This is a genomic window from Escherichia sp. MR, assembly GCF_005280595.1.
Lineage (GTDB): Bacteria > Pseudomonadota > Gammaproteobacteria > Enterobacterales > Enterobacteriaceae > Escherichia > Escherichia ruysiae.
Window position 1 is genome coordinate 1 of sequence record NZ_SZVK01000051.1, and the last position, 22,330, is coordinate 22,330.

Genomic DNA, 22,330 nt, shown 5'->3' on the forward strand with positions numbered 1-22,330 from the left:
GATAGAAACAGAAGCCACTGGAGCACCTCAAAAACACCATCATACACTAAATCAGTAAGTTGGCAGCATCACCGGCGTCTCCTGTATTGCTGTTCCGGTGTTTGATATTCATGGGCGGGTGCCGTATGCGGTGTCGATTTCGCTTTCGACATCACGCCTGAAACAGGTGGGGGTGAAAAATCTCCTGAAACCGCTGCGTGAAACTGCCCTGGCTATTTCCAATGAACTGGGATTTACCGTCCGGGACGACCAGGGGGCGATCACATAATGCTTTGGGCAGGTGGCAAAACTTTAATATTTCCTTCGTTGGATCAAAGCAATAATGGCGCACTCTCTGGCACGCTGCGGTTTTAGCGCAAAGGAGTGATCATGAACCGGTTTATTATTGCGGATGCGACGAAATGTATCGGTTGCCGTACCTGTGAAGTGGCTTGCGCAGTGTCGCATCAGGAGAATCAGGATTGCGCTTCGTTGTTACCTGGCGAGTTTATTTCCCGTATTCGTGTTATCAAAGACCATACCTGGACCACGGCAGTAGCCTGTCATCAGTGTGAAGATGCACCCTGCGCGAATGTTTGCCCTGTGGACGCTATTCGTCGTGAACATGGGCATATCTTTGTTGAACAATCACGTTGTATTGGCTGTAAAAGCTGTATGCTGGCATGTCCGTTTAGCGCGATGGAGGTCATTTCATCGCGTGCAAAGGCGAGGGCGATTAAGTGCGATCTGTGCTGGCATCGGACGACGGGCCCGGCCTGTGTTGAAGCCTGTCCGACAAAAGCGTTGCAGTGTATGGATGTTGAGAAAGTGCAGCGGAATCGGCTACTACAGCAGCCTGTTTGAAACACTATTCCGGTGGTTCTCAACGCCGGAATAGTGCGTTTTGTTAATGCCGGATGTGGCGTGAACGTCTTATCTGGCCTACAAAACCTTACAAATTCAATACATTGCAGAAATTATGTGGCCTGATAAGCGCAGCGCATCAGGCAATTTTTAATGACTCTCAGCCCAGGCGCGTTCAATCTCTTCCGCCAGAATCTTCACGCCTGCCTCAATTTTCTCCGGCTCCGGCACATAGTTCATGCGCATACATTGATGCGTATGCGGCCACGGTTTATCCAGCCCAGGGAAGAAGTTGTGCCCCGGCACCATCAGCACGCCGCGCGCTTTCAGGCGCTGGTAAAGCTGCTCGGTGGTAATTGGCAAATCCTTAAACCATAGCCAGAGGAAAATGGCTCCTTCGGGTTTATGAATCAGGCAGCGATCTTCTGGTAAATAGCGGCGAATGATGGCGATAGTTTCCTGAACACGCTGGTAGTAGAACGGCTTAATGACCGTTTCTGACAGGCGCAGCAGATCGTTACGCTTAATCATTTCACACATCATCGCCGGACCAATACCGCCAGGCGCCAGGCTGATAATGCCGTTCATATTCGTGATGGCGGTGATGATTTTTTCATTGGCGATGATAATGCCGCAGCGCGAACCTGGCAGCCCCAATTTAGAAAGGCTCATGCACAGCACGATATTCGGATTCCACAGTGGGCGCGCTTCGCTGAAGATAATGCCAGGGAACGGGACACCATAAGCGTTATCAATCACCAGCGGAATACCGTGCTGATTTGCCAGTGCATCCAGCTTCAGCAACTCTTCGTCAGTAATCACATTGCCTGTTGGGTTCGTTGGACGGGAGACGCAAATCATCCCGGTCTCTTCGCCAATATGCAGATGTTCAAAATCGACGTGGTATTTAAACTGGCCTTCTGGCAGCAGTTCAATATTTGGACGCGCAGAGACGAAAAGATCTTCTTCCAGTCCGGCGTCAGCGTAGCCAATGTATTCTGGTGCCAGCGGGAACAGCACTTTTTTGACCCGACCATCGGCGCGGCGTCCGGCAAACAGATTAAATAAGTAGAAAAACGCGCTCTGGCTGCCGTTTGTTAGTGCAATATTCTGTGGTTCAATATCCCAACCCAGCTTCTCGCGTAGCATTCCGGCAAGTAGTGTGAGTAGCTCCGTTTTCCCCTGCGGGCCGTCGTAATTACACAGCGCATCAGTGGCTTTGCCGCTTTCCAGCATGTCGGTCAGCAGCGTCTGGAAGTAGTCCTGCATTTCCGGGATCTGCGCCGGATTGCCGCCGCCGAGCATAATCGCGCCGGGCGTGCGTAAGCCGTCGTTCAGATCTTCCATCAGCAGCGTAATGCCGGAGTGACGGGTAAATTTGTCACCAAAAAGGGAGAATGTCATAGCGGGATATCTGTCGAACTCTGTAGCAAGGAAAGTAACAATAACGCTACATTTGCTGGGGTGCAAATCGGGTTGCTGCAAGAGGATTGGCGTATCATGCTAAGGTTTATGATATGTCTGGTCTTTTATACTGGAATACGGCTTCCCGACATACTGCAAGTGGGAAGCCGGAAAAGTTACTGTTGCCCCGCCCAGACAACCATCACTTTATCATTGCCATGTTCACGGACAAATCCATAACCTTGTTTCAGTGGCAATGTGGTCTGCTTACCCGCGCCAATCGCTGGATGGCGGGCGCGGAACTGACCGAGGCGTTGCCAGTGCGCAACGCTGGCGGCAGATTTACCGCTAACATCCTGCCAGTTCATATCCGAGCGTGTGCCTTGCAGCGGATCTGAGCCGGTGGCTCCGAACGGACGCGAGGATTCATCGCCATAAAAGATTTGCACCGCACCTGGCGCTAATAGCAATAACTCTGCTGCTTTGTCGCCTCCTTCGCGGAACAGGCGGGTATCATGCGAGGAGAGATAGCTCAACACGTTGAAATCCTGCAATTTATCTGCCATTTGCTGCCAGGTGGTATCCATCTGCGCCAGACAATCGACGGCTTTCACCGCCTGTTCCTGATAATCGAAGTTGATCATCGCATCGAAGCCGTGGCGATAGTAGTCACTTTGCATCACGCCATGACCCCAGGCTTCGCCGGTCATCCAGAAAGGTTTGTCATCTAATGCTTTATCGGGATTCGCTTTTTTCCATTCGCTAAGTGCGGCGCTGGCCTGAGTTTTCAGTTGCTGCCAGGCGGGCAACTCAACATGTTTGGCAGTGTCGACCCGAAAACCATCAATCCCGTAGTCGCGAACCCACTGGCTTAACCAGTGAGTTAAATAATCGCGCGGCGTATAGCCATCGATGGCTTTAGCGTGGGTATCCGGTTTGTTTTTATAGAACACCGGCAGACCTGAAGCGGTGGTAGATTCGGTCTTTATATCCGGTAAAAAGGCCAGCGACATGGTGAGATCGTCGAATCCAGGATTGTCGTAATCTCCAATATCCGTTCTGACCCAGTTTTTCCCCCACCATTTATCCCACCCTGTTTTGTCGCTGAAATTAATGTAATCGTTAAAACTATGCCAGGTTTGCCCGGCGGCGGGTTTCCAGTCGCTCCAGCGGTCACCCAGCGTTTTTTTCAGCTCATCACCAGAAATATATAACGCGCCAAACTGATACTCCTGCATATCCGCCAGCGTGGCATAACCGGTATGGTTCATCACCACATCAAAGAGAATACGAATACCGCGCTGGTGCGCGCTATCAACCAGCGTCCGTAGATCGGCTTCGTTGCCCATATTTGCATCAAGATTCGTCCAGTCCTGTGTGTAATAACCGTGGTAGGCATAATGCGGGAAATCGCCTTTTGTACCACCGCCTACCCAGCCGTGAATTTGCTCAAATGGGGCGCTGATCCATAGGGCATTGACGCCGAGCTGCTGGAGATAATCCAGTTTGTTGGTCAGGCCGCGTAAATCGCCGCCGTGAAAAGTGCCAATTTCCGCCATACCGTCTTTATGACGACCGTAGCTCTGGTCATTGCTGAGATCGCCGTTTTCGAAACGGTCTGTCAGCACAAAGTAAACGGTGGCGTTATGCCAGTCGAAAGGGGCAGAGGTGCCAGTTTCTGCCCGTTCCAGCAGTAGCAAGCCGTTACTGGTGGCGGCAGGTTGTAACGTTATTTGACCGTTTTTCACCGTCGCGATTTGTTGGCTGTAATAATCACGGATTGCCGCACCTTCCGGGAAAGTGGCACTGACATCAAGCGTAAGTGGTCGTCCATCCCATTTCGGGCATTCACGGATTGGGGTTGCTACTGGTTCGGCGGTGTTTTGGATCGAAATCATCAACGTTGGCGTGCCGGAGCGGGTGTCGATTTGCAGCTTATATTCGCCAGCTCTGAACAATCGCCATTGTGGCGGTGTGTTATCGCAAGGTTGCAGGGAAAGCATCTGATTGAGTTTTATCGCATTCACTGGTTGCCAGCACTGTTGGTCAAAATTTAGCGTTAGTGGACGCGTACTTTTAGCCAGCTTAGCGTGGCTGACAAATGTTCCTGTCCCCTGTTCGGTAAAGATGGGGAACCCCTGCGAAGTCCAGTTGGCGGCAACGGCAAAGCCGGGAAGGAGTGTCAGAAAACAGGCGGCAAGTTTCATGGCGGGTGAGTCCTTATTGCTGCGATTTAAGACAGTTTGCCAGCGAATAGCCAGACAAAGCTCATCCCTGAATAGTAAGTCCACAGGATGAGAAGCAGGGGTGAGCGATCGCGCGCAAAAAACGGCTGAATTTTGCGATAAAATCCACATTTTCTGCGATCTTGCACCAATCTGAACCATTACTACGTGACATAGTTTCAGATTTGGACTATTCCTTGGGGTGCGCTTGACCGCTATTTTTGATATGATTTGAGATTCAACTCTCAAATTTGGGAAAAATATTACTCTAAATCATTCGAGTTGCAGGACAAAACGCCAATGGCGTTTTGAACAGCGTTTACGCAGTACAGGCAACTTGAAGTATGACGAGTATAAGGTGTTTGAATGATTAAATCCGATCAGGAGACCTGATGATTTTGACTCCCATACGACGATATGGGGCGATGATTCTTATGTTACTCACTCTGGTGTTTTCGAGTGAGGTGTTAGCGAAGACGCACACGACAACAACGAGTCAAAAGTCCCACTTAACTAAAGCTAGTAATAAACAGGTAAGCAGTAAACAAGAGTATTCTCGCAATAGTGCAAAGAGCAGTTCACTTCCTGATTTGCGAAAATACCCTTCCGGAACACCAAGAAAAAAAGCGTTTCTCCGGACTGTAATGCCCTATATTACCAGCCAAAATGCTGCCATTACGGCGGAACGTAACTGGCTGATTTCAAAACAGTACCAGGGGCAATGGTCGCCTTCAGAGCGTGCACGTCTACAAGACATTGCCAAACGCTATAAGGTGAAGTGGTCCGGTAATACGCGAAAAATCCCGTGGAATACGCTACTCGAACGTGTAGACATTATCCCGACCAGTATGGTAGCGACGATGGCTGCCGCAGAAAGCGGTTGGGGAACGTCGAAGCTGGCGCGTAGCAACAACAACCTGTTCGGCATGAAGTGCATGAAAGGGCGTTGTACCAATGCGCCGGGTAAAGTGAAGGGGTACTCTCAGTTCAGTTCTGTAAAAGAATCGGTGAGCGCCTATGTCACTAACCTGAATACGCATCCGGCTTACGCTTCTTTCCGCAAATCACGTGCACAATTGCGTAAAGCGGATCAGGAAGTTACCGCCACAGCGATGATTCATAAGCTGAAAGGTTATTCCACGAAAGGGCAGAGCTATAACAACTACCTGTTCGCGATGTACCAGGATAACCAGCGGTTAATTGCCGCGCATATGTAATTGCATTCCCTTGAGCCTTATCCGGCTTGTTGGTCGGATAGGGCTTTTGCTCGCATCAGGTGGTTGTGCTGAATTGCCTGATGCGACGCTGGCGCGTCTTATCATGCCTGGCGGGTAGGTCGGATAAGGCGTTCACGCCGCATCCGACAACCACGAAATGTTGCCAGGCGGATTTTCCCCTTCCGCTACAGCATTACCTCGCTATTTACATCGCGATACTCTTTTGGCGTCGTGTCATACGCTTTTTTAAAAACAGAGTAGAAGTATTGCAGCGATGGATAACCGCACATTTGCGATATCTCATTGATCGACAAGGTAGTAGAAATCAGCAGGCTGCGCGCTTTCTCCAGCTTTTCGGCATGAATCATGGCGTGAATAGTTTCACCCACTTCTTCTTTAAACCGTTTCTCAAGATTAGATCGCGATATGCCCACCGCATCCAGAACCTGATCCACTTTAATTCCTTTGCAGGCATGATTGCGGATGTAATGCATGGCCTGAATAACGGCGGGATCGGTCAGCGAACGGTAATCCGTTGAACGCCGTTCGATGACACGGACTGGCGGAACCAAAATCCGCTGCAACGGCATCTCTTCTTTATCTAATAAGCGATGCAAAAGTTTTGCCGCCTGATAGCCCATTTGTCGGGCGCCCTGGGCGACAGAAGAGAGGGCGACACGCGAAAGATAGCGGGTCAATTCTTCGTTATCTATGCCAATCACGCATAATTTTTCCGGTACGGGGATGTGCAGATGCTCGCATACTTGCAGAATATGCCGCGCCCGGGCGTCAGTGACGGCAATAATTCCTGTTTGCGGTGGCAGCGTTTGCAGCCAGTCTGCCAGCCGATTTTGCGCGTGTTGCCAGTTCTCTGGTGCGGTTTCCAGCCCCTGATAAACCACACCTCGGTACTTCTCTTCAGCCACAAGCTGGCGAAAGGCATACTCGCGTTCGGCGGCCCAGCGTTTGCCGCTCGGCTCTGGCAGACCATAAAAAGCAAAGCGGTTAACGCCTTTCTCTTTTAAATGCAAAAATGCGCTTTCAACCAGCGCGTAGTTATCGGTGGCAATGTAATGTACGGGCGGATAGCTTTCTGCCAGGTGATACGAGCCACCAACGCCAACAATAGGGACGTTGACATCAGCCAATGCTTGCTCGATTTGTTTATCGTCGAAGTCGGCGATGACGCCATCTCCTAACCAGTCCTTGATTTTATCAATGCGGGCGCGGAAATCTTCTTCAATGAAAATATCCCATTCCGATTGCGACGCCTGTAAATATTCCCCTACACCTTCTACTACTTGACGGTCATAGGCTTTATTAGCATTGAACAGCAACGTGATGCGATGACGTTTAGTAAACATGGTTCTTTTCCTGCTGAATCATGTAAAAACTCAAAACCGGTAATACGTTACCGGCTTTGAGAAAATTTTTATCAAAGTCAGGAACGGCGTTTGGTTGCGGAGTCCATCCATACTGCCAGCAACAGAATCGCACCTTTGACGATATACTGCCAGAAGGTCGGTACATCCATCATACTCATACCGTTATCTAGTGAAGCCATGATGAATGCCCCCATTACTGCTCCGGCAACACTTCCCACACCGCCTGCCAGACTAGTACCACCAATCACGCATGCTGCAATCGCGTCCAGCTCGGCGATATTCCCCGCAGAAGGTGAACCAGCGCCAAGTCGAGAACTAAGAATTAACCCGGCGATGGCTACCGTCAAACCGTTGATAGCAAACACAGCAAGTTTTGTTCGTTCAACGTTAATCCCGGATAGCCGTGCCGCTTCCAGATTACCGCCAATAGCGTAAATGCGTCGCCCAAAAGCTGTCCGTGTTGCCATAAACATTCCACCGAGTAACAGCAACGTCAGCAGTAGAACAGGAGTAGGAACGCCACGGTAATCATTTAGCAGCCAGATTGCGCCTAAAACAATAATAGCCGTTAATGCCTGGCGACCGACCACCGCTGTAGATGCCGGAGACTGCAAACCCAAAGCCTGACGGCGCATTCTTCCGCGCCATTGCCAGCCGACAAAAGCCATTAAACCAAGCGCGCCGATGATGAAACCGGTACTTGTTGGTAGATAGCTTTGCCCAATTTGTGACATCGCGGCGCTGGTGGGGGAAACGGTCGTGCCGTTGGTGATACCAATAAGGATGCCGCGAAATGCCAACATGCCTGCCAGGGTGACAATAAATGACGGGACTTTGCGGTACGCGACCCACCACCCATTCCACGCTCCGAGAAGCAGCCCCAGAACCAATGTCACAATGATAGTGAGCGGCAGCGGCCAGCCCAACCAAACGTCGCAGATAGCGGCGACCCCGCCTAATAGCCCCACCATGGAGCCGACCGAGAGGTCGATTTCAGCAGAAATTATGACGAACACCATACCTACCGCGAGAATGCCGGTAATTGCGGTCTGGCGCAGCAGGTTAGAAACGTTACGGGCGCTTAAGTAGGCGCCATCGGTGGTCCAGGTAAAGAACAGCATGATTGCGATGATCGCTGCAATCATCACGAAGACCTGTAAATTCAGTGACTTAAGCCAAGAAAAGCCACCGGATGTCGGTACGGCTAATTTCACTTCAGACGGATTGCTTTTCGACATGATGTTCGCTCCTCAATGCGGCTTCCATCACCTGCTCCTGAGTCAGGTTATGATTTATCAGGTTGGCTTTTAGTTTTCCTTCATGCATCACCAGCACACGATCGCTAAGGCCGAGTACTTCAGGTAATTCAGAAGAGATGACAATAACGGCAATACCTTGCTGGACGAGTTGGTTAATTAATTTGTAGATCTCGTATTTCGCGCCAATATCGATACCCCTGGTGGGTTCATCAAGAATAAGAATGCGCGGGTTAAGTAATAGACAGCGAGCGAGGATCGCTTTTTGCTGATTGCCGCCGCTCAAACGTCCAATAGCAAGGCCGGGGGACGACGTTTTAACTTTGAGTTGCTGGATGGATTCCAGAATACATTTTTGCTCTGCGGCATCATCAAGCTGGCTGATCCCTCCGGTAAATTTATTGAGTGCGGCGAGGGTAATATTTTTACCAACTGCCATTACCGGAACGATGCCATCGCGCTTTCTGTCTTCTGGCACCATCGCAATACCCTGGGCGATCGCTTGCTGGCAGTTGCGAATATCCACCTGTTTGCCGTCAATATAGATTTTCCCTTCCCACTGTCCGGGCCAAACGCCAAACAGGCATTGAATGGTTTCGGTACGCCCGGCGCCGACCAGTCCGGCAATACCCAGTATTTCACCGCGTTTCAGAGAAAAAGAGACATCGTTAACCCGTTTAATATGGCGATTAACCGGATGCCACGCCGTCAAGTGCTCAATACGTAATATTTCATCACCCGTGATATGCGGTTCGTTAGGGTAAAGTGCCGTTAATTCTCGCCCTACCATCATAGTGATAATATCGTCTTCGCTCATTCCGGCTGCATCACGTGTTCCTATATGCTGACCGTCGCGAATAACGCAAATCGTATCGGAAATTGCTTTAACTTCGTTGAGTTTGTGCGAAATATAGATACAGGCGATACCGTGTTGTTGCAGATCGCGAATAATATCCAGTAAAACCGTGGTTTCCAGCTCGGTTAATGAGGCTGTCGGTTCATCGAGAATTAATAAACGCACCTGCTTATTTAGCGCCTTGGCAATTTCAACCAGTTGTTGTTGCCCAAGCCCTAAATCGCCAACGCGGGTATCGGGTGAAATGGATAAACTGACCTGTGCTAATAGCTTCTGGCAGCGTAGCGTCATCTGGTCATAATCCATAATCCCATTGTGGGTTATTTCGTTACCCAAGAAGATATTTTCCAACACGGTCAATTCTTTCACCAGGGCTAATTCCTGGTGAATGATGGCGATGCCTTTGCGTTCGGTATCGCGGATGTGACTTGCCTGAATCTCTTCGCCAGCAAAAATAATTTCGCCTTCGTAGGAGCCATGAGGATAAATTCCACACAGCACTTTCATCAGCGTTGATTTACCAGACCCATTTTCCCCACAGAGTGAGACGATTTCGCCAGCGTTTAGCCGCAAGCTGACGTTATCTATCGCCTTCACGGTGCCGAAGGTTTTGGTAATGTTCTTCATTTCAAGTAGATAAGACATAACGACTCCACCTAAGCCAATCAGTTCACGCGGCATGGAGAGAAATCACGCCCCGGTCAGCGCCGGGGCGTGATGCTTAAAGCTCGCTCTCTTTGTGGAATCCGTCTTTAATTACCGTATCTTTGATGTTGTTTTTATTAACATCGATTGGTGTCAGCAGGCGGGATGGAACATCTTTCAGACCATTATTCAGTGTGGTATCTGCTTTTGGTTCCTGACCATTGCCCAACTCAACGGCAATTTCTGCGGCAGTATTTGCCAACAACGTAATGGGTTTATACACCGTCATAGTTTGCGTACCGGCAGCAATACGTTTTATGCCCGCGAGATCCGCATCCTGGCCGGAAATTGCCACTTTGCCTGATAAACCTTGAGCACTTAATGCCTGAATCGCCCCGCCAGCGGTAGCATCGTTTGAGGCAACAACCGCATCAATTTTGTTATTGTTGGCAGTTAGCGCATTTTCCATAATTTTCAGCGCATTTTCTGGTAACCAGCCATCAACCCATTGGTCGCCAACGACTTTAATTTTTCCTGAGTCAACATAAGGTTTTAATACTTTCATTTGCCCGGCGCGGAATAGCTTGGCGTTGTTATCGACCGGGGAGCCACCCATCAGGAAATAATTGCCTTGTGGGACGATATCAACCAGGGCTTTTGCTTGCAGTTCGCCGACTTTTTCATTATCGAAAGAAATATAAAAATCGATATCTGCATCATTAATCATGCGGTCGTAAGCTAATACTTTTATACCTTCTTGTTTGGCTTCTTTTACAACGTTACTTAATACCTGACCGTTATACGGAATAATGACAAGAACGTCGACGCCCCGGTTAATCATGTTTTCAATCTGCGACATTTGGGTTTCTTCATTGCCATTCGCAGATTGTACAAATACTTTTGCACCGAGAGATTCTGCTTTTTTAACAAAGATATCCCGATCCTTTTGCCAGCGTTCAAGACGGAGATCATCAATCGCCATTCCTATTTTTACTTCTTTGGCGTGCGCCGCGACGTTAGTAAGCAGAAGTGAGGTGCAAAGGGTGAGTAAAATGTTCTTTATTTTCATGATTCAGAGGCCTTCTGTTGTTAGAGGACAGCTTAAAAAAGTAACAATCACCGCGATAAACGTAACCAATTTTTAGCAACTAAACAGGGGAAAACAATTACAGATTTTTATCTTTCGATTATGATTTTTGGTTTATTTCTTGATTTATGACAGAGATCTTACTTTTGTTGATTAATTGTACTTGTTGCATTTTTCTATTCGAGAAATCACCCGGTTTCATCATTCCATATTATTTTTGCGAGCGAGCGCACACTTGTGAATTATCTCAATAGCAGTGTGAAATAACATAATTGAGCAACTGAAAGGGAGTGCCCAATATTACGACATCATCCATCACACGCGGCATTACCTGATTATGGAGTTCATTATGCAAGCCTATTTTGACCAGCTCGATCGCGTTCGTTATGAAGGTCCGAAATCCTCTAACCCGTTAGCATTCCGTCATTACAACCCCGACGAACTGGTGTTGGGCAAGCGTATGGAAGACCACTTGCGTTTTGCCGCCTGCTACTGGCACACCTTCTGCTGGAACGGGGCGGACATGTTTGGCGTGGGCGCGTTTAATCGTCCGTGGCAGCAGCCTGGCGAAGCCCTCGCGCTGGCGAAGCGTAAAGCCGATGTCGCATTCGAGTTTTTCCACAAACTACATGTGCCGTTTTATTGCTTCCATGACGTGGATGTTTCCCCGGAAGGCTCATCGTTAAAAGAGTACATCAATAACTTTGCGCAAATGGTCGATGTGCTGGCTGGCAAGCAAGAAGAGAGCGGCGTGAAACTGCTGTGGGGAACAGCCAACTGCTTTACTAACCCTCGCTATGGCGCAGGCGCGGCGACGAATCCAGATCCCGAAGTCTTTAGCTGGGCAGCTACACAAGTTGTTACTGCGATGGAAGCAACGCATAAACTGGGTGGTGAAAACTATGTGCTGTGGGGCGGTCGTGAAGGTTATGAAACTCTGTTGAATACCGATCTTCGTCAGGAGCGTGAACAGCTTGGTCGCTTTATGCAGATGGTGGTTGAGCATAAACATAAAATCGGTTTCCAGGGCACGCTGCTTATCGAACCGAAACCGCAAGAACCGACCAAACATCAATATGATTACGATGCCGCAACGGTTTACGGCTTCCTGAAACAGTTTGGCCTGGAAAAAGAGATTAAACTGAATATTGAAGCGAACCACGCGACGCTTGCGGGTCACTCTTTCCACCATGAAATTGCCACAGCCATTGCGCTTGGTCTGTTCGGTTCTGTCGATGCTAACCGTGGCGACGCGCAACTGGGCTGGGATACTGACCAGTTCCCGAACAGCGTGGAAGAGAACGCGCTGGTAATGTATGAAATCCTCAAAGCAGGTGGTTTCACGACCGGTGGTCTGAACTTTGATGCCAAAGTACGTCGTCAGAGCACTGATAAATACGATCTGTTCTACGGTCATATTGGGGCGATGGATACGATGGCGCTGTCACTGAAAATTGCAGCCCGCATGATTGAAGACGGCGAACTGGATAAACGCGTAGCACAACGTTATTCCGGCTGGAATAGTGAACTGGGTCAGCAAATCCTGAAAGGTCAAATGTCATTGGCTGATTTAGCAAAATATGCTCAGGACAACAATCTGGCGCCGGTGCATCAGAGTGGACGCCAGGAGCAACTGGAAAATCTGGTAAATCATTATCTGTTCGACAAATAACGGCTAATTGTGCAGTCCGCAAGCCCGGTTATCGGTAGCGATACCGGGCATTTTTTTAAGGAACAATCGCTATGTATATCGGGATAGATCTTGGCACATCGGGCGTAAAAGTTATTTTGCTCAACGAGCAAGGTGAAGTGGTCGCTTCGCAAACGGAAAAACTAACCGTTTCGCGTCCGCATCCACTCTGGTCGGAGCAAGATCCGGAACAGTGGTGGCTGGCGACTGGTCGCGCGATGAAAATCCTGGGTGAACAGCATTCTCTGCGAGACGTTAAAGCATTGGGTATTGCCGGGCAAATGCATGGTGCTACTTTACTTGATGCTCAGCAGCGGGTGCTACGTCCCGCCATTTTGTGGAACGACGGGCGCTGCGCGGAGGAGTGTGCTTTGCTGGAAGCGCGAGTTCCGCAGTCGCGGAATATTACAGGCAACCTGATGATGCCCGGATTTACCGCGCCTAAATTACTGTGGATTCAGCGAAACGAGCCAGAGATATTCCTTCAGGTAGACAAAGTATTATTGCCGAAAGATTATTTGCGTCTGCGGATGACGGGAGAATTCGCCAGTGATATGTCTGATGCAGCCGGCACCATGTGGCTGGATGTCGCAAAGCGTGACTGGAGCGATGTTATGCTGGAGGCTTGCCAGTTATCTCGAGATCAGATGCCAGCATTATACGAAGGCAGCGAAATTACCGGCACTTTGCTACCTGAGGTTGCAAAAGCGTGGGGAATGAATGCAGTGCCGGTTGTTGCGGGCGGCGGCGATAATGCGGCTGGCGCGGTTGGTGTGGGTATGGTTGATGCCAACCAGGCAATGTTATCGCTGGGGACTTCAGGCGTTTATTTTGCGGTGAGCGAAGGTTTCCTAAGTAAGCCGGAAAGTGCCGTACACAGCTTTTGCCATGCTTTACCTGAGCGTTGGCATTTAATGTCGGTGATGCTGAGTGCGGCGTCGTGTCTGGACTGGGCGACGAAATTAACCGGTCTGAGCGATGTCCCCGCTTTAATTGCCGCAGCTCAGCAGGCCGATGAGAATGTCGATCCTGTCTGGTTTTTGCCTTATCTTTCCGGCGAGCGCACGCCGCACAATAATCCACAGGCAAAGGGCGTTTTCTTCGGTCTGACCCATCAACACGGCCCCGCAGAACTGGCTCGCGCGGTACTGGAAGGCGTGGGGTATGCGTTGGCGGATGGCATGGATGTCGTACATGCCTGTGGCATTCAACCGCAAAGCATTACACTGATTGGTGGCGGAGCGCGTAGCGAGTACTGGCGTCAGATGCTGGCGGATATTAGCGGTCAGCAACTGAATTACCGCACGGGGGGGGATGTGGGGCCAGCATTAGGCGCAGCAAGACTGGCACAGATTGCGGTAAATCCAGATAAATCTCTCATTGAGTTGTTGCCGCAACTTCCTTTAGAACAGTCGCATCTGCCGAACGCACAGTGTTATGCTGCTTATCAGCCACGGCGTGAAACGTTCCGTCGCCTCTATCAGCAACTTCTGCCATTAATGGCATAATATTTCCCCCTGCCTTATGTGGCGGGGGATTATCTCCATCTATATATATTTAGAATATATTAATTTTTTATATGAATTTATTCTGAAAATCATTTGTTAATGGCATTTTTCAGTTTTGTCTTTCGTTGGTTACTCGTAATGTATCGCAGGTAGATATGGAGATCGTTATGAAAACCTCAAAGACTGTAGCAAAACTATTATTTGTGGTCGGGGCGCTAGTTTATCTGATTGGATTATGGATCTCATGTCCATTGTTAAGTGGCAAAGGCTATTTTCTTGGCGTGTTAATGACGGGGACTTTTGGTAACTATGCATATCTGCGCGCAGAAAAACTTGGGCAACTGGATGATTTGTTTATCCGCATCTGCCAGTTGGTAGCGTTAATCACCATCGGTCTCTTGTTTATCGGTGTTTTAAACGCACCTATCAATGCTTATGAAATGGTGATCTACCCCATCGCCTTTTTTGTCTGCTTGTTTGGTCAAATGCGAGTATTTCGCTCGGCATAAAGCTCTTAAGCTTCAGGAATGAAAGGAAGTCAGTGATGGAAAACAAAATATCAACCTATTCTCCGGCATTCAGTATTGTGTCATGGATAGCTCTCGTTGGTGGTATCGTTACCTATCTGTTAGGGCTATGGAATGCAGAGATGCAGTTAAATGAAAAAGGATATTATTTTACTGTACTGGTATTAGGACTGTTTTCTGCAGCGTCTTATCAAAAGACCGTTCGGGACAAGTATGAAGGCATACCGACCACCTCCATTTATTATATGACCTGCCTGACTGTGTTTATTATCTCTGTTGCATTACTGATGGTAGGTCTGTGGAATGCGACGTTATTACTCAGCGAAAAAGGCTTCTATGGTCTGGCCTTCTTTTTAAGCTTGTTTGGTGCAGTAGCGGTGCAGAAAAATATCCGTGATGCTGGGAACAACGCACCAAAAGAAACGATGGCTGCGCAGGAAGAATATAGCGAATAATTTACGTAAGCCCGGTCAGTCCAGTGTGACCGGGCTTTTACTTAACTTACTAATCTGTTTTTATCGATTCGTTGTACCAGTACAGAAAGCAACAAGCTTGCTGCCAGCGTCGCGCAAAAGATCCAAATAATATCCAGTATTGGCCAGTTTTTAAGCTCAATACCACTGGTGCGCAGTGCATGGATAATCAACGCGTGGAACCCGTATATACCCAGAGAATGACGGGATATCAGCCCAAGTCCGCTAATAGTGCGCGTATCCAGTGTATTTTTTACCAGAGTCAGTAACGCAATTGCGCAAATAAAAACTATCGGCCCACAGTAAAGATACCAGGTATCAGCAAAGTTTCCGCGCCACTGTAATTCATATAATGTCCCGCGAGAGATAATAAATACCCCGGCGATAAACAGTGCGGCGCTCATCCACGACAGTGGCTTGTGTTGCGTGTCCATCATCCCAATGGCGCGGCCCAACATGCCATACAGGATGTAGTAAAAAGTATCGCCATTGATATATAAGTTAATTGGTAGCCATTCAAAACCGTCGATCTTCTGTGGCACTGTGTTTGGGTTGGCGATGATGCCAATCACCACTATTAGCACCAACAACATTTTACCGCCGACGTGCTTTACCTGAATCAGCGGCGAAACCAGATAAATCACCGCAATCGCGAAGAAAAACCATAAGTGATAAAACACCGGCTTTTGTAGCAGGTTTTTCAGCGATATCTCCACATTGATGGAAGTAAACAGTGCAATGTAGAGCAGCGCAACTGCGCTATAAAACAGCAGGCATAAGCCGATGCGCAAGAAATTGCGCGGCTGGGCGCTGCGTTCGCCAAAAAAGAGATAGCCGGAAATCATGAAAAATAGCGGTACGCTGACACGAGAGGCAGAATTTAGAATATTCGCGATATCCCAGGTGATGGGGCTAACACTATGGGCATTGGTCACATACCAGGTAGTGGTGTGAATCATCACCACCATTAAACACGCTATCCCTCGCAGGTTATCAATCCAGTAAATTTTGGGCTGCATCTGTGTCTCTGTATCTGGTTAAAAAAAGTCTGACTGATAAATCATTCGGTTGGTGCACTGGAATAATCTGAGTTTTATCACTACAGCTTATAGAGGCTTGAGGAAATTCGTAAGATATCAGCCACTATACCGATATAAATAATAAGACTCACCTGCAAACCAGACGGTAATTTAATGATGATGAACTCTTTCTTTCCGGTAATGGCGCTTATGGTGTTAGTAGGATGCTCAACAACGCCACCCGTACAGAAAGCACAACGGGTAAAAGTTGATCCGCTGCGTTCGTTGAATATGGAAGCCTTATGCAAGGATCAGGCAGCAAAACGTTATAACACCGGCGAGCAAAAAATCGACGTCACCGCATTTGAACAGTTCCAGGGGAGTTACGAAATGCGCGGCTATACCTTTCGGAAAGAGCACTTTGTCTGTTCTTTTGACGCGGATGGCCATTTTTTGCATCTTTCCATGCGTTAAGCCCTGCTTTTTCCCGTTTCGTACTGTATATCTTCCATCCAGCGGGTATACTGATCCCTTCCTTTAAATCCACACGTATCCAGCACGAAATAATATGCAAAAGTTTGATACCAGGACCTTCCAGGGCTTGATCCTGACCTTACAGGATTACTGGGCTCGCCAGGGCTGCACCATTGTTCAACCATTGGACATGGAAGTCGGCGCGGGAACCTCTCACCCAATGACCTGTCTGCGCGCGCTGGGGCCAGAACCGATGGCGGCTGCTTATGTCCAGCCTTCTCGTCGCCCGACCGATGGTCGCTACGGCGAAAACCCCAACCGCTTACAGCATTACTATCAGTTCCAGGTGGTGATTAAGCCATCGCCGGACAATATCCAGGAGCTGTACCTCGGTTCTCTGAAAGAGCTGGGCATGGACCCGACTATCCACGATATTCGTTTCGTGGAAGATAACTGGGAAAACCCGACGCTGGGTGCCTGGGGGCTGGGCTGGGAAGTGTGGCTGAACGGCATGGAAGTGACGCAGTTCACTTACTTCCAGCAGGTTGGTGGTCTGGAGTGTAAACCGGTTACCGGCGAGATCACCTATGGTCTGGAACGTCTGGCGATGTACATTCAGGGCGTAGACAGCGTTTACGACCTGGTCTGGAGCGACGGCCCGCTGGGTAAAACCACTTATGGCGACGTGTTCCATCAGAACGAAGTGGAGCAGTCCACTTATAACTTCGAATACGCGGACGTGGACTTCCTGTTCACCTGCTTCGAGCAGTACGAGAAAGAAGCGCAGCAGCTGCTGGCGCTGGAAAATCCGCTGCCGCTGCCTGCCTACGAGCGTATTCTGAAAGCCGCCCACAGCTTCAACCTGCTGGATGCGCGTAAAGCCATCTCCGTCACTGAGCGTCAGCGTTATATTTTGCGCATTCGCACCCTGACCAAAGCAGTGGCAGAAGCATACTACGCTTCCCGTGAAGCCCTCGGCTTCCCGATGTGCAACAAAGATAAGTAAGAGGCGGCTATGTCTGAGAAAACTTTTCTGGTGGAAATCGGCACTGAAGAGCTGCCACCAAAAGCACTGCGCAGCCTGGCTGAGTCCTTTGCTGCGAACTTTACTGCGGAGCTGGATAACGCTGGCCTCGCACACGGCACCGTTCAATGGTTTGCGGCTCCGCGTCGTCTGGCGCTGAAAGTGGCTAACCTGGCGGAAGCCCAGCCTGACCGTGAAATCGAAAAACGCGGCCCGGCGATTGCCCAGGCTTTCGACGCCGAAGGCAAACCGAGTAAAGCAGCAGAAGGCTGGGCGCGTGGTTGCGGGATCTCCGTTGACCAGGCCGAGCGTCTGACTACTGACAAAGGCGAATGGCTACTGTATCGCGCTCATGTGAAGGGCGAAAGCACCGAGGCACTTGTTCCGAACATGGTAGCCACTTCGCTGGCGAAACTACCGATCCCGAAACTGATGCGCTGGGGCGCGTCTGACGTGCACTTCGTGCGTCCGGTGCACACCGTAACTTTGCTGCTGGGCGATAAAGTCATTCCGGCAACCATTCTGGGTATTCAGTCCGATCGCGTAATTCGTGGACATCGCTTTATGGGTGAGCCGGAAATTACCATCGACAATGCCGATCAGTATCCGGAAATTCTGCGTGAGCGCGGTAAAGTCATCGCCGATTACGAAGAGCGTAAGGCGAAGATTAAAGTCGATGCTGAAGAAGCGGCGCGTAAGATTGGTGGTAATGCTGACTTAAGCGAAAGCCTTCTGGAAGAAGTGGCTTCGCTGGTTGAATGGCCGGTTGTTCTGACCGCGAAATTCGAAGAGAAATTCCTCGCTGTGCCGTCTGAAGCACTGGTTTATACCATGAAAGGTGACCAGAAATACTTCCCGGTGTATGCGAACGACGGCAAACTGCTGCCGAACTTTATCTTCGTTGCCAACATTGAGTCGAAAGATCCGCAGCAAATTATCTCTGGTAACGAGAAAGTCGTTCGTCCACGTCTGGCTGATGCCGAGTTCTTCTTCAACACCGACCGTAAAAAACGTCTTGAAGATAACCTGCCGCGCCTGCAAACCGTGCTGTTCCAGCAACAGCTGGGGACGCTGCGCGATAAAACTGACCGCATTCAGGCTCTGGCTGGCTGGATCGCTGAACAGATTGGCGCTGACGTTAACCACGCAACTCGTGCTGGGCTGCTGTCCAAGTGTGACCTGATGACCAACATGGTCTTTGAGTTCACCGACACCCAGGGCGTTATGGGTATGCACTACGCGCGTCATGATGGTGAAGCGGAAGATGTCGCGGTGGCGCTGAACGAGCAGTATCAACCGCGCTTTGCCGGTGATTCCCTGCCGTCTAACCCGGTAGCCTGTGCGCTGGCGATTGCTGACAAGATGGATACCCTGGCGGGCATCTTCGGTATTGGTCAGCATCCGAAAGGTGATAAAGACCCGTTTGCGCTGCGTCGTGCGGCGCTGGGCGTGCTGCGTATTATCGTTGAGAAGAACCTCAATCTTGATCTGCAAACGCTGACCGAAGAAGCTGTGCGCTTGTACGGTGATAAGCTGACTAACGCCAATGTGGTGGATGACGTTATCGACTTTATGCTCGGTCGCTTCCGCGCCTGGTATCAGGACGAAGGTTACACCGTCGACACCATCCAGGCGGTACTGGCGCGTCGTCCGACTCGTCCGGCAGATTTTGATGCCCGCATGAAGGCGGTATCGCACTTCCGTACCCTGGAAGCAGCGGCAGCACTGGCGGCGGCGAACAAGCGTGTATCTAACATTCTGGCGAAATCAGACGAAGTGCTGAGCGATCGCGTGAATGCCTCCACCCTGAAAGAGCCGGAAGAAATTAAACTGGCGATGCAGGTAGTTGTATTGCGCGACAAGCTGGAGCCGTACTTCGCAGAAGGTCGTTATCAGGATGCGCTGGTCGAACTGGCTGAGTTGCGTGAACCGGTTGATGCCTTCTTCGATAAAGTGATGGTAATGGTCGATGACAAAGAACTACGTATCAACCGTCTGACCATGCTGGAAAAACTGCGCGAATTATTCCTGCGTGTAGCGGATATTTCTTTACTGCAGTAATAACTCCTTTATTAAAAAGTCTGCCAGATGGCAGACTTTTTTTTCACTAAATAATACAGCTACCTTTAATAATCTTCTGCTGAATAAAAATCATCTCATATATTAATTTTATGATATTTTTTTCGGAATTTATTAAGGAGAGGAAAAGAGGTTATTACGCTAAAATAAGTCTGGGTGCTTGAGACTGTTTGTCTCAGGTATTCACCAAAAGGCAGACAGAGAAAAGCCCCACCTGACTATAAATCAAAGTGAGGCTGCCCTATGCCTGAACACCATAAGGTTAGCCTCTTACTCGTTGGAAATCAACACAGGAGGCTGGGAATGCCGCAGAAATATAGATTGCTTTCTTTAATAGTGATTTGTTTCACGCTTTTATTTTTCACCTGGATGATAAGAGATTCACTGTGTGAATTGCATATTAAACAGGGAAGCTATGAGCTGGCGGCATTTTTAGCCTGCAATTTGAAAGAGTAAGAGTCTTTGGCGGGAAATTATTCCCGCCTTTCTTACGGCGTTGCGCATTCTCATTGCACCCAAATTTATTCTTTATAAAAATAATAATAGATTGTATTACGCGATCGATTATTTATTTCCTGAAATAACAAATAAAAAAATCCCCGCCAATTGGCAGGGATCTTAGATTCTGTGCTTTTAAGCAGAGATTACAGGCTGGTTACATTACCAGCTGCCGGGCCTTTAGCGCCGCTTTCGATGGTGAAGGACACTTTCTGACCTTCGTCCAGAGATTTGTAACCATCGTTCTGGATAGCAGAGAAGTGTACGAACACGTCTTTAGAGCCATCGTCAGGAGTGATGAAGCCGAAGCCTTTGTCAGCGTTGAACCATTTTACGATACCAGTCATTTTACCGGACATAGTGTATTACCTTTAATAATTAAGTGTGCCTTTCGGCGATATGGCGTGCTTTACAGATTTTGAAGCGTTAAAGGAATGTGCACTACGAGGGGTATCAACGATAACTCTTGAAGGGACTTGCCTTACTACACTGCTTTAATGGTCTGTACGTCAAACCGTTGATGTGCATTAAGCCACGCATTGAATGGTGATGCAACAATTATTTTCCATATTTATGATTAATTGGTCGGAAAACGGTCCTGTCATCAGGACCGTAAACATCAATACAGTAGATAAAAGTCTATTCCATCAACTGTTTACTTAATGCTGGGTTGGCCTGGATCAGGCGCATCAATTTTAGTTCGGCACTGGAAGGCTTTACGCGTCTGGACTCCCACTCTTTCACCATGGCTACTGATACGCCCAAAACCCGGGCGAAATCATCAATTTTTAACCCTGTCCCTTTACGTAATTGCTCGATTTCGGTACAAGGCGTTGTTCTGTGCGTCAGGGTAATCTTTTGCGTTTCATCTTTAAAAACAATTTGTTCCAGGCTACTCAACAGCTCATGCATTGGATCTTTATATTCCATTGAAAACTCCTCAAATCACACTGCGGGATCGTGAATTTCATCGAAGCTTATTAAGAATAGTCGGGAAAAGCAGACACAGCGGGGAGAAACCCGTGAGTGATTTAAGTATGATTCGATTCAGCTACTAAGTTGCCGTGACTTATAGTCGTCTAACGATATGATTAATGCCGAAATATTTCTCAGCGTCCTGGGATTGTAAAGATTCCGAAAATTTGGCCTACCAAGAGAAGGGATGAGCTGACCACAAAAACGCAATAGCAATGTCTGTTTTTAACAATAAAACAACAAATTAACTCTTCTTCATTTTCTACATCATTTTCCCAGGAAGATTATGCATAAAGGGTATCCTGTAAGCCTGTCCTGGACTATCCTTGTCAGCGTCAGACACGCGTGTGTCGTTGTGCGCTTTTTTTGGGTGAAAGGAGTAAGAAAATGGCGACAGGAAAGTCCTGCTCTCGCTGGTTTGCGCCTCTTGCGGCGTTATTAATGGTAGTTAGCCTGAGTGGGTGTTTTGATAAAGAAGGCGATCAGCGTAAAGCGTTTATCGACTTCCTGCAGAATACAGTGATGCGTAGCGGTGAACGTCTACCAACCCTGACTGCCGATCAGAAAAAACAGTTTGGTCCTTTTGTCTCTGATTACGCGATCCTGTATGGCTATTCCCAACAGGTTAATCAGGCGATGGATTCCGGTCTGCGTCCGGTTGTAGACAGCGTTAACGCGATTCGCGTACCACAGGATTACGTCACGCAAAGTGGTCCACTGCGTGAAATGAACGGATCTCTTGGCGTACTGGCGCAACAATTGCAAAATGCGAAGTTGCAGGCCGATGCTGCGCACTCTGCGCTAAAACAGACCGATGACCTGAAACCGGTCTTTGATCAGGCATTCACTAAAGTAGTGACGACCCCAGCTGATGCGTTGCAACCGCTGATTCCGGCGGCTCAAACGTTCACGCAGCAACTGGTGATGGTGGGGGACTACATTGCTCAACAAGGTACTCAGGTGAGCTTTGTCGCGAATGGCATCCAGTTCCCGACTTCACAGCAGGCGAGTGAATATAACAAACTGATTGCGCCATTACCGGCACAGCATCAGGCGTTTAATCAGGCCTGGACCACGGCAGTCACTGCAACCCAATAAAGAGTAAAAGCCCGAACGGTTATCGGGCTTTTCTCCACGCAGTCGCG

General features: G+C 48.9%; 21 protein-coding genes and 1 pseudogene. 12 read left to right on the forward strand and 10 right to left on the reverse strand.

The features are described 5' to 3' along the window. Positions 1-73 precede the first annotated feature (73 nt). Together FC814_RS18125 and FC814_RS18130 are read left to right on the forward strand one after the other, a co-directional pair. Positions 74-268: pseudogene (locus tag FC814_RS18125) on the forward strand (IclR family transcriptional regulator C-terminal domain-containing protein); the annotation flags it as partial. Between the two features lie 101 nt (positions 269-369). Continuing rightward, positions 370-843, forward strand: a complete 474-nt coding sequence (locus FC814_RS18130) for a 4Fe-4S dicluster domain-containing protein (RefSeq protein WP_137326267.1) — start codon at positions 370-372, stop codon at positions 841-843. A gap of 150 nt (positions 844-993) precedes the next feature. On the opposite strand, the gene avtA is transcribed toward FC814_RS18130, so the two are convergent. Next, on the reverse strand, positions 994-2,247 hold the full coding sequence (avtA, locus tag FC814_RS18135) for a valine--pyruvate transaminase (RefSeq protein ID WP_000144359.1): 1,254 nt from the start codon (positions 2,245-2,247) through the stop codon (positions 994-996). A gap of 176 nt (positions 2,248-2,423) precedes the next feature. After that, positions 2,424-4,454: an alpha-amylase gene (malS, locus tag FC814_RS18145; protein ID WP_137326269.1), complete on the reverse strand. Its 2,031-nt coding sequence runs from the start codon at positions 4,452-4,454 to the stop codon at positions 2,424-2,426. A 410-nt stretch (positions 4,455-4,864) separates the two neighbouring features. Here malS and FC814_RS18150 point away from each other — a divergent pair, with 410 nt between their 5' ends. Continuing rightward, positions 4,865-5,689 (forward strand): protein bax, encoded by an 825-nt coding sequence (locus tag FC814_RS18150; protein WP_016160045.1) that lies wholly within the window; start codon positions 4,865-4,867, stop codon positions 5,687-5,689. Positions 5,690-5,874: 185 nt separating this feature from the next. On the opposite strand, the gene xylR is transcribed toward FC814_RS18150, so the two are convergent. The 4 genes from xylR to xylF all read right to left on the reverse strand — a co-directional run bounded on the left by xylR (position 5,875) and on the right by xylF (position 10,900). Continuing rightward, positions 5,875-7,053, reverse strand: coding sequence for a D-xylose utilization transcriptional activator XylR (xylR, locus tag FC814_RS18155; protein ID WP_000494491.1), 1,179 nt, complete (start codon positions 7,051-7,053; stop codon positions 5,875-5,877). A 77-nt stretch (positions 7,054-7,130) separates the two neighbouring features. Further along, positions 7,131-8,312 carry a xylose ABC transporter permease XylH gene (xylH, locus tag FC814_RS18160; RefSeq protein WP_137326270.1) on the reverse strand — a complete coding sequence of 394 codons (1,182 nt, stop codon included), beginning with the start codon at positions 8,310-8,312 and terminating at the stop codon, positions 7,131-7,133. Next, positions 8,290-9,831, reverse strand: coding sequence for a D-xylose ABC transporter ATP-binding protein (gene xylG, locus FC814_RS18165; RefSeq protein WP_137326271.1), 1,542 nt, complete (start codon positions 9,829-9,831; stop codon positions 8,290-8,292). Before xylG ends, xylH begins: the two co-directional genes overlap by 23 nt. Positions 9,832-9,907: 76 nt before the next feature. Continuing rightward, a complete protein-coding gene (xylF, locus tag FC814_RS18170) occupies positions 9,908-10,900 on the reverse strand; it encodes a D-xylose ABC transporter substrate-binding protein (RefSeq protein WP_000694881.1) in 993 nt (330 codons plus the stop codon). 367 nt (positions 10,901-11,267) lie between these two features. Between xylF and xylA the strand changes: the two genes are divergently transcribed. From xylA to yiaA, 4 genes are all read left to right on the forward strand, one after another. Beyond that, the gene (gene xylA, locus FC814_RS18175; protein WP_001149550.1) at positions 11,268-12,590 is read left to right on the forward strand and encodes a xylose isomerase; all 1,323 of its coding nucleotides are present in this window, start codon (positions 11,268-11,270) and stop codon (positions 12,588-12,590) included. 71 nt (positions 12,591-12,661) lie between these two features. Then, positions 12,662-14,116 carry a xylulokinase gene (gene xylB, locus FC814_RS18180; protein ID WP_137326272.1) on the forward strand — a complete coding sequence of 485 codons (1,455 nt, stop codon included), beginning with the start codon at positions 12,662-12,664 and terminating at the stop codon, positions 14,114-14,116. A gap of 167 nt (positions 14,117-14,283) precedes the next feature. After that, complete coding sequence (gene yiaB, locus FC814_RS18185; protein WP_010344952.1) at positions 14,284-14,625, forward strand: inner membrane protein YiaB; 342 nt, start codon at positions 14,284-14,286, stop codon at positions 14,623-14,625. A gap of 35 nt (positions 14,626-14,660) precedes the next feature. Then, on the forward strand, positions 14,661-15,098 hold the full coding sequence (gene yiaA / locus FC814_RS18190) for an inner membrane protein YiaA (RefSeq protein WP_137326273.1): 438 nt from the start codon (positions 14,661-14,663) through the stop codon (positions 15,096-15,098). A 41-nt stretch (positions 15,099-15,139) separates the two neighbouring features. On the opposite strand, the gene FC814_RS18195 is transcribed toward yiaA, so the two are convergent. Continuing rightward, a complete protein-coding gene (locus FC814_RS18195; RefSeq protein WP_137326274.1) occupies positions 15,140-16,135 on the reverse strand; it encodes an acyltransferase in 996 nt (331 codons plus the stop codon). 174 nt (positions 16,136-16,309) lie between these two features. Between FC814_RS18195 and FC814_RS18200 the strand changes: the two genes are divergently transcribed. From FC814_RS18200 to hokA, 4 genes are all read left to right on the forward strand, one after another. After that, on the forward strand, positions 16,310-16,609 hold the full coding sequence (locus tag FC814_RS18200; RefSeq protein ID WP_000980163.1) for a YsaB family lipoprotein: 300 nt from the start codon (positions 16,310-16,312) through the stop codon (positions 16,607-16,609). A 94-nt stretch (positions 16,610-16,703) separates the two neighbouring features. Further along, a complete protein-coding gene (gene glyQ, locus FC814_RS18205) occupies positions 16,704-17,615 on the forward strand; it encodes a glycine--tRNA ligase subunit alpha (RefSeq protein ID WP_001168544.1) in 912 nt (303 codons plus the stop codon). A gap of 9 nt (positions 17,616-17,624) precedes the next feature. Then, a complete protein-coding gene (gene glyS / locus FC814_RS18210) occupies positions 17,625-19,694 on the forward strand; it encodes a glycine--tRNA ligase subunit beta (RefSeq protein ID WP_001291756.1) in 2,070 nt (689 codons plus the stop codon). 321 nt (positions 19,695-20,015) lie between these two features. Further along, positions 20,016-20,168, forward strand: a complete 153-nt coding sequence (gene hokA / locus FC814_RS18215; RefSeq protein WP_001135738.1) for a type I toxin-antitoxin system toxin HokA — start codon at positions 20,016-20,018, stop codon at positions 20,166-20,168. Here hokA and FC814_RS23285 read toward each other — a convergent pair. The 3 genes from FC814_RS23285 to FC814_RS18225 all read right to left on the reverse strand — a co-directional run bounded on the left by FC814_RS23285 (position 20,145) and on the right by FC814_RS18225 (position 21,140). Then, on the reverse strand, positions 20,145-20,216 hold the full coding sequence (locus FC814_RS23285) for a hypothetical protein (RefSeq protein WP_212735822.1): 72 nt from the start codon (positions 20,214-20,216) through the stop codon (positions 20,145-20,147). The two genes, hokA and FC814_RS23285, sit on opposite strands and share 24 nt — an antisense overlap. A gap of 140 nt (positions 20,217-20,356) precedes the next feature. Then, positions 20,357-20,569 (reverse strand): RNA chaperone/antiterminator CspA, encoded by a 213-nt coding sequence (gene cspA, locus FC814_RS18220; RefSeq protein WP_000014594.1) that lies wholly within the window; start codon positions 20,567-20,569, stop codon positions 20,357-20,359. Positions 20,570-20,849: 280 nt separating this feature from the next. Then, positions 20,850-21,140 (reverse strand): HTH-type transcriptional regulator, encoded by a 291-nt coding sequence (locus FC814_RS18225; RefSeq protein WP_010344962.1) that lies wholly within the window; start codon positions 21,138-21,140, stop codon positions 20,850-20,852. Between the two features lie 432 nt (positions 21,141-21,572). Here FC814_RS18225 and FC814_RS18230 point away from each other — a divergent pair, with 432 nt between their 5' ends. Continuing rightward, on the forward strand, positions 21,573-22,283 hold the full coding sequence (locus FC814_RS18230; RefSeq protein WP_000190517.1) for a DUF3053 domain-containing protein: 711 nt from the start codon (positions 21,573-21,575) through the stop codon (positions 22,281-22,283). Positions 22,284-22,330: the final 47 nt, after the last annotated feature.

Excerpts from the sequence above, each read along its gene's own strand:
- FC814_RS18130 (WP_137326267.1), top strand. The coding sequence starts at position 370 with ATGAACCGGTTTATTATTGCGGATGCGACGAAATGTATCGGTTGCCGT.
- avtA (WP_000144359.1), bottom strand. The coding sequence starts at position 2,247 with ATGACATTCTCCCTTTTTGGTGACAAATTTACCCGTCACTCCGGCATT.
- malS (WP_137326269.1), bottom strand. The coding sequence starts at position 4,454 with ATGAAACTTGCCGCCTGTTTTCTGACACTCCTTCCCGGCTTTGCCGTT.
- FC814_RS18150 (WP_016160045.1), top strand. The coding sequence starts at position 4,865 with ATGATTTTGACTCCCATACGACGATATGGGGCGATGATTCTTATGTTA.
- xylR (WP_000494491.1), bottom strand. The coding sequence starts at position 7,053 with ATGTTTACTAAACGTCATCGCATCACGTTGCTGTTCAATGCTAATAAA.
- xylH (WP_137326270.1), bottom strand. The coding sequence starts at position 8,312 with ATGTCGAAAAGCAATCCGTCTGAAGTGAAATTAGCCGTACCGACATCC.
- xylG (WP_137326271.1), bottom strand. The coding sequence starts at position 9,831 with ATGTCTTATCTACTTGAAATGAAGAACATTACCAAAACCTTCGGCACC.
- xylF (WP_000694881.1), bottom strand. The coding sequence starts at position 10,900 with ATGAAAATAAAGAACATTTTACTCACCCTTTGCACCTCACTTCTGCTT.
- xylA (WP_001149550.1), top strand. The coding sequence starts at position 11,268 with ATGCAAGCCTATTTTGACCAGCTCGATCGCGTTCGTTATGAAGGTCCG.
- xylB (WP_137326272.1), top strand. The coding sequence starts at position 12,662 with ATGTATATCGGGATAGATCTTGGCACATCGGGCGTAAAAGTTATTTTG.
- yiaB (WP_010344952.1), top strand. The coding sequence starts at position 14,284 with ATGAAAACCTCAAAGACTGTAGCAAAACTATTATTTGTGGTCGGGGCG.
- yiaA (WP_137326273.1), top strand. The coding sequence starts at position 14,661 with ATGGAAAACAAAATATCAACCTATTCTCCGGCATTCAGTATTGTGTCA.
- FC814_RS18195 (WP_137326274.1), bottom strand. The coding sequence starts at position 16,135 with ATGCAGCCCAAAATTTACTGGATTGATAACCTGCGAGGGATAGCGTGT.
- FC814_RS18200 (WP_000980163.1), top strand. The coding sequence starts at position 16,310 with ATGATGATGAACTCTTTCTTTCCGGTAATGGCGCTTATGGTGTTAGTA.
- glyQ (WP_001168544.1), top strand. The coding sequence starts at position 16,704 with ATGCAAAAGTTTGATACCAGGACCTTCCAGGGCTTGATCCTGACCTTA.
- glyS (WP_001291756.1), top strand. The coding sequence starts at position 17,625 with ATGTCTGAGAAAACTTTTCTGGTGGAAATCGGCACTGAAGAGCTGCCA.
- hokA (WP_001135738.1), top strand. The coding sequence starts at position 20,016 with ATGCCGCAGAAATATAGATTGCTTTCTTTAATAGTGATTTGTTTCACG.
- cspA (WP_000014594.1), bottom strand. The coding sequence starts at position 20,569 with ATGTCCGGTAAAATGACTGGTATCGTAAAATGGTTCAACGCTGACAAA.
- FC814_RS18225 (WP_010344962.1), bottom strand. The coding sequence starts at position 21,140 with ATGGAATATAAAGATCCAATGCATGAGCTGTTGAGTAGCCTGGAACAA.
- FC814_RS18230 (WP_000190517.1), top strand. The coding sequence starts at position 21,573 with ATGGCGACAGGAAAGTCCTGCTCTCGCTGGTTTGCGCCTCTTGCGGCG.